This window comes from Actinomycetota bacterium (assembly GCA_005774595.1).
Lineage (GTDB): Bacteria > Actinomycetota > Coriobacteriia > Anaerosomatales > D1FN1-002 > D1FN1-002.
Genome location: VAUM01000033.1, coordinates 1 through 10,928, shown reverse-complemented (window position 1 = coordinate 10,928; position 10,928 = coordinate 1). Strand labels below are relative to the sequence as shown.

Genomic DNA, 10,928 nt, shown 5'->3' with positions numbered 1-10,928 from the left:
CACGAAGACCGCGTCGGGCCTCTGGAAGCTCGTGAGGCGCCTCTCGAGGTGCTCGACGATGGCCGCCCGGTCGGCTCCGGCGCCCGCGGCGAAGGCGACCGGGCGCCTGCCCCAGTCGGGGTCCTCCACGCCGATGACGGCGGCGCTCTCGACGCCGCCGACCGCGAGGATCTCGCGCTCGATCTCGGCCGGGTAGACGTTCTCGCCCCCAGAGATGAACACGTCGCACGTCCGCTCGGAGACGAACAGGCCGCCGTCGACGATGCGGCCTTCGTCGCCGGTCAGGAACCACGCGCCGTCGGAGCGCGCGGGCGAGGCGGGCTCCCCGCGGCGCGGCTCGTATCCCGAGAACACCGAGGGCCCCGACACCGCGATCTCGCCACAGCCGTCCTCGGCCGGCCCGACGATCCGCACTTCGCACCCGGGCAGGGGCCGCAGCCCCTCGGCGTACCGCCCCGGCGCGGAGACCGCGACTGCGCCGCACGTCTCCGTCATCCCGTAGCTCGCCCACACGTTGGCCGCCGCCGCGTCTTCGAGGGTCCGCTCGTTCACCGGGCCGCCCCCGAGCAGCACGGCCTCGTAGCGCGCCAGCATGTCGCGATCGCACGCAATCAGCTCGCGCAGCGTCCTGTCGACCACCGAGACGTGGGTCGCCTCGCCGCTCGCTACGTCAGCGAGCACCGCTGCCGCGTCGAACCGGTCGTAGAGGATGAACGGGGAGCCGTTGACCAGGGAGCGGATCATGACTTGCAGGCCGCCGACGTGGAACATCGGCAAGGTGAGCTGCCAGCACCCCGACTCGGGCGTCATGAGCACCTCGGCCGATGCGCGCGCCGCCGCCTCGAGCGCGCCGTACGTCAGCCGCGCGGCCTTGGGCAGCCCCGTCGTGCCGGAGGTGAACATCCGCACGAAGACGTCATCGCTGGCGGGATCCGGCGGCTCGAAGCCCACGGGCGCCTCGGAGCGCAGCGTCGCGAGGAACTCCTCGTCCACGGTCGCGGAGACCTCGAAGCCGTCGAGCAGCTCGGCCTTCTTCGGCGCGGTGAGCCGCGTGTTGAGCAGGAAGAACGAGATGCCGAGCATGGGGCCGGCGAGCAGGGCGAACACCAGGTCAGGCCCGTTCGGCAGATCGATCGCGAGCCGCTCGCCGGGCTGGATGCCGCGTCCGTGCAGCCGCTGCGCGAGGTCGAGCGCGCGGTCCTGAGCCTCGGCGTACGAGTAGGTCCGCCCGCCGTGACGGAAGAACGTGCGGTCACCGCCCCGCGTCGCGCTGTCCGCCAGCAGGTCGCGCAACATCGGCGCTCTACGGGAACTTCGGGAACTTGGAGAAGTCCGGGTCGCGCTTCTCCTTGAACGCGTCGCGTCCCTCCTTGGCCTCGTCGGTCGTGTAGTACAGCAGCGTGGCGTCACCGGCGAGCTGCTGGATGCCGGCGAGCCCGTCGGTGTCGGCGTTGAACGCCGCCTTGAGGAAGCGCAGGGCGGTGGGCGACATCGCAAGCATCTCCTGGCACCAGCGGACGGTCTCGGCCTCGAGCTCGTCGAACGGCACGACGGCGTTGACCAGCCCCATGTCGAGCGCCTCGGCCGCGGTGTACTGGCGGCACAGGAACCAGATCTCCTTGGCCTTCTTGTGGCCGACGATGCGTGCGAGGTAACCCGCGCCGTAGCCGGCGTCGAAGCTGCCCACGCGCGGACCCGTCTGGCCGAACTTCGCCGTCTCGGCGGCGATCGACAGGTCGCAGACCACGTGAAGCACGTGCCCGCCGCCGATCGCATAGCCGTTGACCATCGCGACGACCGGCTTGGGGACGATGCGGATGAGCCGCTGGAGGTCCAGCACGTTCAGGCGCGGGATGTTGTCGGCGCCGACGTAGCCGCCGTCGCCGCGCACCTTCTGGTCACCCCCGGAACAGAAGGCCTCCTTCTCGGGGCCCTGCCCGTGGTTGGCGCCCGTGAGCACGATGACGCCGATGCCGTCGTCCTCGCGCGCGACCGTGAAGGCGTCGTAGAGCTCCATGACCGTGAGCGGTGTGAACGCATTGCGGCGCTCGGGCCGGTCGATCGTGATCCGGGCGATGCCTTGATGCGTGTGGTAGAGGATCTCCTCGTACGACTTGCCTTCGATCCACTCGACGGCACTCATCGTGGTTCCCGTCCCTTCGCGAGCACCTCTGACAGGGTGCGGGCGTACTGACTCGGCGCTTCCAGATGGACATTATGGCCCGCCGCGAACCGTCTGACATCCAGACCCCACTCCGCTTCCGCCGCCGAGGCGAGCGCCGCGTACCGCTCGTCCCGCGTGCCGGTCAGGTACGTGAGCGGCATCGGCAGGCGGGACGCCGCGTCCCACAGGTCCGGCATCGCGCCCTGGCCCGCGCCGAGCGTCGCGAGCGCGAGCGCGCGCACGTCGTTGTCGCGCCGCATCGCGGCCTCGGCCTCGCGCATGGCGTCCGGCAGATCGCCCTGCGAGGCGAGCGCGGGCATCTGTGCCCACCAGCCCGCGAACTCCTCGGGCGTCGAGGAGCGGAGCCGCTCGGCGAGCGCGCGGTCCCGCTCGGCCATCGCGGCGCGCTCCTCGGGCGTGCGCGGCCCGAACGACGCGCTCTCGAGCACGAGCGTGCGCAGCGAGCCGGGGTATCGTACGGCGTACGCGAGCGCGATGCGGCCGCCCATCGAGTAGCCGACCAGGTGAATGCGCCCGAGGTCCGCACTCACCCTGAGCGTCTCGATCACCTCGACCACGTGCTCCAGGGCGTACGGTCCTGCGCCGCCGGGCTTCGCGCTCCGTCCGTGGCCGATCAGGTCGAGGAGCACGGGGTGCAGGCGCTCGCCGTCCGGCATGCCGGGCAGTTCCGCGATCACCGGCAGCCACGTCGCCGAGCTCTGCGAGAAGCCGTGGAGGAACAGGACCGCCTCGCCGTTCGGATCGCCGTGGTGCTCGACGTGATAGCGGTCGCCCAGAAGCTCGATGCTCATCGCCCGGCCACCGATCTAGAGGTAGCGCGCGTAGTGCTCTTTGAGGTCCGAGATGCGCGAGACGACCTCGATGACTTCGATGCCGGGCCGGGACTGAGCCGCCGCGTACGCCTCGGCGAACGACGCCGGGTCTTCGGCACGGACGTACCCGACGCCGAATCCCTCGGCGACGCGGGCGAAGTCGACGTCGTGGGGCGTGAGGAACAGGCGCTCGAAACAGGACTCCTCGGAGCGCTGGGGAAGCATCTCGAAGATGCCGCCGCCGTTGTTGTTGACCAGCACGACGGTCAGGTTCGTGTCGAGGCTGCGGGCAAGGTGCAGCGCGTTGATGTCGTGGAGGAAGGCCAGGTCGCCGGTGAGCAGCGTCGATGACTCGAAGAGCCGTGCGGCGCCGAGTGCCGAGGACAGCGTGCCGTCGATGCCGTTGATCCCCCGGTTGCACATGACGCGGATCGCCTTGTCGCGCTTCAGGTAGAAGGTGTCGAGGTACCGGATGGCCATGCTGTTCGCGGCGAACAGCAGCGAGCCCTCACGGATCCCGTCGATCAGGTGCAGGACCCAGCCGCCCTCGCACGCGGCGTCTTCGCCCGCGGCCTCGATCCTCGCGCGCTCGCGTTCGTTCAGCTGCACCCAGCGGTCGAGGTCGGCGGACCCGATCTCGTTGCGCAGGCCGGCCGAGGACAGCACGAAGTCCGCGGCGCTCGAGCGCACGAACAGGTCGGTGAGGTGGTTGAAGTCGCGGGTCTCGACCTCGTCGACGACGATCGTCAGAGGCCGCAGTGCCCCGATCCGCGTGAAGCACGCCTTCGACACCGGGTACTGCCCGAACCTGAGCACCACCTCGACGGCGGGGTGGTCGTCGCGGCGCAGGATGTTGTCGTAGTTGTCGATGACATGCGGGTCGTCGTACCGGCGCAGGTTCGACAGCGGATCGGCGAGCACCGGGAAGCCGAGCCGCCGCGCCAGGTCGAGGATCTCGGCGGGGTACTCGCCCTCGCCGCAGAGGATCACGCCGCTTCGATCGGCCATCGCGGCGTTGAGACGGTCGGCCACGTCCGAGTCGATCACCCTGCGCGGCCGCAGGATCGCGGGCGGCTCGCTCGCCCTGCCTGCCGAGAACAGGTCCGGCACTTCGAGGTCCGGCAGCAACGGCTCGGCGAAGGGGAAGTTCAGGTGCGCCACGCCCATCGGCGTGCCGGTCGCCCGGATGACGCTCTCCCTGGCCATCTGCCGCGCGAACGCCACCTTGCCCTCGGACCCGTCGGGCAGCGGCATCTCGTGGAAGAACACCGGCATGTCGCCGTAGAGCTTGAACTGGTCCATGGTCTGCGCGGCGCCGAGGTTACGCAGCTCGTGGGGGCGGTCCGCGGTGAGCACGATGAGCGGCACGCGCGCCGCCGCCGCCTCGCAGATCGCCGGGTAGTAGTTCGCCGCGGCGGTGCCCGAGGTGCACACGAGGCACACCGGCCGCCGCGCCGCCTTCGCCATCCCGAGCGCGAAGAACGCCGCGCCTCGCTCGTCGATGTCGACGGTGAGGCGGAAGTCGCTCACGTCGAACACGATCGCCAGCGGTGTCGAACGCGATCCCGGCGACACGACCACATCCTCCACGCCGAGGCGCAGCAGCTCGTCGACGAACGCGCCGAGGAACACGCTCCACGGAGCACCGGTCATCCGTCCGTCCTTCCTGACGGGGTACTGCGGAACGCCGAGAGGATCGTCTTGAGCTTCACGGCGGTCTCATCGTACTCCGCGGCCGGGTCGCTTCCCTCCACGATGCCGCAGCCGGCGTAGACGTACCCGTGGTCCCGAGTGAACACGCCCGACCGGATCGCGACCGAGAACTCGCCGTCGCCGTCGAGGTCGACGTACCCGAACGTCCCGCCGTACAGCCCGCGGTTGAAGCCCTCGAGCTCGCGGATGGCGGCTCTCGCCGCGTCCACGGGACTGCCTGCGAGCGCCGGCGTCGGGTGGAGGCGGTCCCGAAGGTCGATCAGCGACACGCCTCTGGGCACCTTCGCGGTCACCGGCGTGTACAGGTGCTGCAGGTGCTTGAGCGTGAGCACGCTGGGCCCCTCGGGCATGCGCACCTTCGAGCACATCTCGTCCAGGCACCCGCGCAGGTGGTCGGCGACGTACGCGTGCTCCCGGAGGTTCTTCTCATCGCCGAGGAGGAACACGGCCCCGCGCACGCGCTCCTCCTCCGATTCACCCACCGCGGTGGTCCCCGCCAGGCACATGGTCGTGATCTCCCGACCCTGCTTGCGGACGAGCAGCTCGGGAGTGGCGCCGAGGAAGAACACGCCGTCGACCTCGTGCAGCAGCAGCGTCCCGTGCACGCCCGCGGCCCGGAGGTTCGCGACCATCTCGCGAGACGAGAACGACTCGCGGGTCTCGACGCGCAACTCGCGCGCGAGGACAACCTTGTCCAGCGCGCCCGACCGGATTCGGCGCAGGGCCTCATCGACGAGGCGGAACCACGCGTCCCGGTCGTCCGCGATCACCGTGTGGTCGATGTCGCGGGTCGGTTGCCCGCACGCCTCGGGAACGCTCGCGAGCAGCTCCGGGATGCTCGCGGCAACCGGCGTCACGCCGTTGATCTGGACGAACGTCTTGCCGCCGCCCTCGATGACGACGACCTCGGGAAGCACGTACTCGGCTCCCCCGAGCGCCGCGAACAGCGGGTTCGCGGGACGGGCATCGTCGGGGTCGAACACGCCCACCGAGAACAGGGCCGGGCTCCTGCGCACCTTGCCCTCGCGGACGGGCGTCAGGCTCGCCACGGGCGCATCGATCGGCACGCGCCCGAGGCCCATCACCTTGATGCGGTCGTCCCGCTCGACGTAGAGGAACTTCTCGGAGTACCGCGCCTCGAGCCCGAAGTAGAGGTCGAACGCGGTGCGGCCGACCGTCTCCGTCCGGCTGAAGATGCTCGGCATGCCCCGGTCCGGCTCCCTCTCGTCTCGCGACAGACGGGAGCGCTCGCCCGTCCGGGGAGCATTATCGCAAAACCATGGGCACGCCGGCCGTTCTCGCGTCGGCGCCGCCGACACCCCGGCGCGAGACGGGACGCGCTACCCGCGCGCGAGCACGCCCGCGATCAGGTAGCCGAGCGCCAGCAGCATGTTGGTCGCGAGCACCGCTGCCACGTTGGCCCCCAGCGCCGGGAAGAGTTCCTCGAACTTGTCGTAGTGGGCCAGTGCGCCGCGAACGGCCACAGCCGCAGGGACTATGCCGCCGAGGCCCAGCAACGACCACGGCGTCAGCGCACCCGCCGCGACGCCGCCCACGATCCCCGCGAACGCCGCGGCCTCGACCACCGCGTACAGGCGGCTCGCCCGGCGGGGGCCCAGCAGGATCACGAGGTGCCGGCGCTTGCCGACCTTGTCGGCCGCCCAGTCGGGGAACTCGTTGAGGTACAGCAGGTTGAGGGTCAGCAGCAGGGCCGGCACACTCGACCACCACGCGGCCGCGTCCAGGCGCAGCGTGTGCGCGTAGTACACGCCCAGCACGGGCAGCATCCCGAGCCCCAGCCCGGCGAGCAGCTCGCCCAGCCCGATCTTCAGCGCCACCGGCGTGTAGAGCACGATCACGAGCACGCCCGTGGCGCCAATCGCCAGCAGCGGCCATCCGCCGCCCGCACGCTCACGGAACAGGTCGGCCACGAGGAGAAGCCCCATCGTCGAGCCGACCGCGAGCGCGATGAGCCCCGCGGCCAGCGCTTCAGCGGCGGACAGGTTGCCGGCCGTGAGCTGGCCGCTGCCACCCGAGAACGGGGTGCGCCGGACCACCCTGTCGATGCCGGTCTTGCTGTAGTCGTGCCAGTCGTTGAGCAGGTTGACGCTTCCGTGCAGCATGACGAGCCCCACGAGGGCCAGCGCGAAGCGGGACCACTCGAACGAACCTCGCCAGAACGCGAGTGTGGAGCCGTGCAGGACGAGCACCGCAGCGACCGTGAGGAACCACGGTCGTGAACCGAGCAGCCAGCGCTTGACGTCCAACCCGATCCCGCGCCTCAGTACACCTTCGGCACGAACGTCTGCGACTCGATCGGCACGCGCATGTAGCCCTTGCTCGCCGGCGTGCGGGGCGGCAGTTTGAACGGCGCGGTGAGCACGTCCTCGTAGGGGATGAGCGACAGCAGGTGCGCGATGGTGTTCAGCCGCGCGCGCTTCTTGTCGTCGCCGTCGACGACCCACCAGGTCGACTCCTTGGTGTCCGTGTACTTGAACATCTCGTCCTTGGCGCGCGAGAAGTCCTCCCAGCGGTCCCGGCCCTCCAGATCGGTGGGCGAGAACTTCCAGCACTTCAGCGGGTTGTCGATGCGCTCCTGGAACCTGCGGTCCTGCTCCTCGTCGGAGATCGAGAACCAGTACTTCACGAGGATGATCCCGGAGCGCTGCAGCATGCGCTCGAACTCGGGGCAGTCGCGGAAGAACTCCTCGACCTGCGTCTCGGTGCACCACTCCATCACGCGCTCGACGACGGCGCGGTTGTACCAGGAGCGGTCGAACAGCACGATCTCGCCGGCGGCGGGCAGGTGCGGCACGTAGCGCTGGAAGTACCACTGGGTCTCTTCGCGGTCGGTGGGGACCGGCAGCGCGACGACGCGGCAGACGCGCGGGTTGAGCGCCTCGGTGACGCGCTTGATGGCGCCGCCCTTGCCGGCCGCGTCGCGGCCTTCGAAGATCACGCAGACCTTCAGGCCCTTGGCCTTGACCCACTCCTGCAGCTTGACGAGCTCGATCTGCAGCTTCTCGAGTTCAGCCTCGTAGAAGTCGCGGTCGAGCTTGCCCGACCTGCCGGTCGGGGACTCGGCTGCCCCGGCCGCCGCCGGCGCCTCGCCGCGGTCCTTCTTGCGCTTGTCGTCCTTGCCCATGTCGCTGCTCCCCGTGCCAGGAGTGGCCTGAAGGCGTGCGCCGCTATGGTAGCCCACGCGCGGTCACGCGGCGCGCGCTCACCGGGAGACGTTGAGGAAGGTGATGACGCCTGCGCCGATCCCCGCGAGGATGGCGGCGACGTTCAGCGGCACGTAGAACGCGTCCGCGCCGTGCAGTCCGGGGCCGCCGGCGAGCGTGCCGATGCGTGCCCACGCGCCGCGGGCGCCGCCGATGATCGCCGGCACCACAGCGAGTCCCATCACGAGGAAGATCGGGCCGTCGATCCAGAAGACGAGCGCGTTCTCGCCGGGGTGGCGCAGTGCGGCTTCGAGCATCACGCCGCCGAGGCCGCCGAAGACGCCGAGCCAGAAGAGCAGCACGACGCCGAAGCCCTCCGCGACGCGGGCCGCTGCGAGGTTCGCGAAGACCATGATCATCGCCAGCACGATCGAGACCGGCACGATCCAGATCCACGGAGGCGCCTGGCCCCCCTCGGGCATCGTGATGATGAGCGTGCGGACGGCGAGGACGAGCGAGGTCGTGAACAGCGCGACGACGAGCGCCGACCCAGCCGCGAGGAGCGCCGCGACTTGGCGCTTCACGACGCTGACCGCTTCGCCGGGCATCTGCGGGTCCGCCATGCGAACACCCCCCGCGGCGTATGTGCCCGACGGGAGCCTCGGCGCCTCCGCAGGTCAGCGGGGCAGCGACACCTTGAGCAGGCAGCGCGTCGACCCCGGGCAGGCCTGCCGGTCGAGGAACTCGAGCGTCAGCCCCGCGCCCTCGAAGGTGCCGTAGTCGAATGCCGAGGCGATCTCGCACATGCGGTCGACCTCGCCGGGGGCGAGCCCGTCCGCGCGCCACGCGTCTACGAGTGGGCACGCCGTCATGCGGAGCACGACCGCGCCCTCCTCGCGTGACTCGACGCCGGGCTCGAACAGCTCGCCGCCGCAGGCGGACGAGTCCACGAACACGCGGGCGACCTCGTCGAGGTCCGCGGCCGCCGCGGCGGCGCGGTACGCCTCGGCGACCTCCTCGCCGCGCCGGCGGATGGCGCGCGACATGACGGCCGCGGCGCGCTCGGCCCCGAGCTCGGCGGCGAGTTCCTCGTAGATGTGGCGGTAGATGCGGGCGCGGTTCTCGTACGCGGCGCGCGTCTCGCCTCGCGCCTGCGCGAGCGCGTCGAGCGTGCTCTCATCCATCAGCGGCCTTCCCGGGAGGGGTTCTCGCCTGCGAAGCCCGCCGCTGCCGCGGAGGTCAGCGCTTCGAGTCGGGCGACGCGTGCGGCGAGCGAACCGAGCGCGGTCTCGTCGTGCGTCGGCCCGGATGTTGCCGGCGCGGGCCCGGACGCCGTCGCCTCGCGGGAGCGAGCGAACTTCGCGTAGCCGAGTGCGATGGTCACGACCAGAGCGAACGCGATGACGAGGAACCGGGTCCAGTCATTCTCGCCGAAGATCGACCATCCGGTGCCATACAGCATCGTGAACACGCCGCCGAGCAGGAGGCCGTTGCTCACGATGCGCAGCTGGTGTGACCGGATGAGCGACACCGCCATCGACAGCGTTGCGGATGCTACCAACGCGATGGAGATGGTCGAGCCGTCGAATCGGGCGGACGGGAGCGCCGTGTTGACCCCCACGCCGGTGAACGCGAGCACCATCAGGCCGAGGAAGAACGAGAAGATGGTCTCGAGTGCGTCACGCTGCGGCTCTCGTGGTGCCACCACTCAGTCCTCGGGCTTCGGCTCGTCGGCGCCGAGCGCCGCTGCTGCTGCGGCCGCGCGAGCCTCGAGCCTGGCGACGCGCGCTGCGAGCGATCCGAGCGCGGCGTCGTCGAGTGCGACCCCGGGGCTGCCCGCGACGGCCACCGCGGCCGCCTCGGCGCTCGCCGCGCGCGAGCGGACGAACTTCGCGTAGCCGAGACCCACGGTGACGACGAGCGCGAACGCGATGACGCCGAACCTGATCCAGTCGTCGCCGGAGAAGATCGACCAGCCGGTGCCGTACAGCATCGTGAACAGGCCGCCGAGCAGCAGCCCGTTGCTGATGAGCCGCAGCTTCTCGGACTGCACGAGCGATATCCCCATGACGATGGTGGCGAAGATGATCAGCGTGATGCTGGTCTTGCGCGTCCAGTCCTCGCGCAGCTCCTCCTGCCGCTTGTTCTGCGCCTCCATCTCGGCCTGTGACTTCATCTCCGCGACCCTGATCTGCGCGTTGAGCTCGTCGATGCGCGCCTGCTCCGCGACGGTGATCGTGCCGTCCTCGGACGCGGCTTTCTCGGCGTTGCTCAACTTCTCGTAGAGCCCTTGGGTCTTCGCGTCCTGCGGGTAGGAGTAGTCCTGCATCGGATCGGGCAGCGCCGTGTTGACGCCCACGCCGATGAACGCGAGCACCATCAAGCCGAGGAAGAACGAGAAGATGGTGGCGAGCATGTTGCGCTGGCGGTCGTAGGCGGTCATGGCCCCTCCCTGGCGTCGGCTGCGCCTGTGATTGTCGCGCGGAGCGGCGCGCGGCGCTACCCGTGCGGGCTCGTGTGGGCGTGGCGTGGTCGTGCGGCACGCGGGGTTGCCTGCGGGCACGGTCAATGGGATAAACCATCTTCGACGACCCGCGGCGCGTTCCCGCCGCTTCGCGCGTGCTGCTCGCAACACGGGAGGGTTTCATGTACGAGGGCATCAGCTTCGGCGGCTGGACCGTCGTCGGACCGTATCCGGCCGGCGGGCCGAGCGCTCACATCGCCGCGAACGCCGCGGGCGACGAGGCCATGCTGCGCGTCACCGAGCTGGCCGACGCGTCGATGGGCGACGCGCTGACGCGCGCTGCCGAGGCGTGCGGCGCCGTGACGCACCCGAACGTGGCGAAGGTGCTGGCGTGGGGTGTGGTGGAGCACCGCCCTGCCCAGCCCGTGGCCGAGGTGCCGGTGCAGCCGGTCGTGCCGGAGTCCGTGGACGCGCCCGTGATCGAGACGGCCCCGGCGTGGGCAGCCGAGCCGGAGCCGCCCGCGGGGCCCGAGCCCGAGTCCGAGCCGCCGGCGCCCCCCGCGCCCCCCATCGCGTACGCGGTCCAGGAG

At 70.6% G+C, this 10,928-nt stretch carries 12 protein-coding genes; 1 reads left to right on the top strand and 11 read right to left on the bottom strand.

Annotation, left to right across the window (positions count from 1 at the left end; translation table 11 throughout):
* From FDZ70_02585 to FDZ70_02535, 11 genes are all read right to left on the bottom strand, one after another.
* Positions 1–1,296: 2-succinylbenzoate--CoA ligase (locus FDZ70_02585; protein TLM79785.1), on the bottom strand; the 1,296-nt coding region annotated here is incomplete at its 3' end.
* A gap of 7 nt (positions 1,297–1,303) precedes the next feature.
* The gene (gene menB, locus FDZ70_02580; protein TLM79784.1) at positions 1,304–2,143 is read right to left on the bottom strand and encodes a 1,4-dihydroxy-2-naphthoyl-CoA synthase; all 840 of its coding nucleotides are present in this window, start codon (positions 2,141–2,143) and stop codon (positions 1,304–1,306) included.
* On the bottom strand, positions 2,140–2,976 hold the full coding sequence (locus FDZ70_02575) for an alpha/beta fold hydrolase (GenBank protein ID TLM79783.1): 837 nt from the start codon (positions 2,974–2,976) through the stop codon (positions 2,140–2,142). The genes menB and FDZ70_02575 overlap by 4 nt, the downstream gene beginning before the upstream one ends.
* A 15-nt stretch (positions 2,977–2,991) precedes the next feature.
* Positions 2,992–4,650 (bottom strand): 2-succinyl-5-enolpyruvyl-6-hydroxy-3-cyclohexene-1-carboxylic-acid synthase, encoded by a 1,659-nt coding sequence (menD, locus tag FDZ70_02570; GenBank protein ID TLM79782.1) that lies wholly within the window; start codon positions 4,648–4,650, stop codon positions 2,992–2,994.
* Positions 4,647–5,915, bottom strand: coding sequence for an isochorismate synthase (locus tag FDZ70_02565; GenBank protein ID TLM79781.1), 1,269 nt, complete (start codon positions 5,913–5,915; stop codon positions 4,647–4,649). The genes menD and FDZ70_02565 overlap by 4 nt, the downstream gene beginning before the upstream one ends.
* Before the next feature lie 135 nt (positions 5,916–6,050).
* Positions 6,051–7,175, bottom strand: a complete 1,125-nt coding sequence (locus FDZ70_02560; protein ID TLM79780.1) for a prenyltransferase — start codon at positions 7,173–7,175, stop codon at positions 6,051–6,053.
* Entirely contained in the window at positions 6,992–7,855 is an 864-nt protein-coding gene (gene ppk2 / locus FDZ70_02555) for a polyphosphate kinase 2 (GenBank protein ID TLM79779.1), read from the bottom strand. Before ppk2 ends, FDZ70_02560 begins: the two co-directional genes overlap by 184 nt.
* A gap of 78 nt (positions 7,856–7,933) precedes the next feature.
* Complete coding sequence (locus tag FDZ70_02550; GenBank protein TLM79778.1) at positions 7,934–8,497, bottom strand: hypothetical protein; 564 nt, start codon at positions 8,495–8,497, stop codon at positions 7,934–7,936.
* Positions 8,498–8,551: 54 nt separating this feature from the next.
* Positions 8,552–9,058, bottom strand: a complete 507-nt coding sequence (locus FDZ70_02545) for a hypothetical protein (GenBank protein ID TLM79777.1) — start codon at positions 9,056–9,058, stop codon at positions 8,552–8,554.
* Complete coding sequence (locus FDZ70_02540; protein TLM79776.1) at positions 9,058–9,579, bottom strand: hypothetical protein; 522 nt, start codon at positions 9,577–9,579, stop codon at positions 9,058–9,060. Before FDZ70_02540 ends, FDZ70_02545 begins: the two co-directional genes overlap by 1 nt.
* A 3-nt stretch (positions 9,580–9,582) precedes the next feature.
* Complete coding sequence (locus FDZ70_02535) at positions 9,583–10,317, bottom strand: hypothetical protein (protein ID TLM79775.1); 735 nt, start codon at positions 10,315–10,317, stop codon at positions 9,583–9,585.
* Between the two features lie 203 nt (positions 10,318–10,520).
* Between FDZ70_02535 and FDZ70_02530 the strand changes: the two genes are divergently transcribed.
* On the top strand, positions 10,521–10,928 hold a 408-nt coding region (locus FDZ70_02530), incomplete at its 3' end, for a hypothetical protein (protein ID TLM79774.1).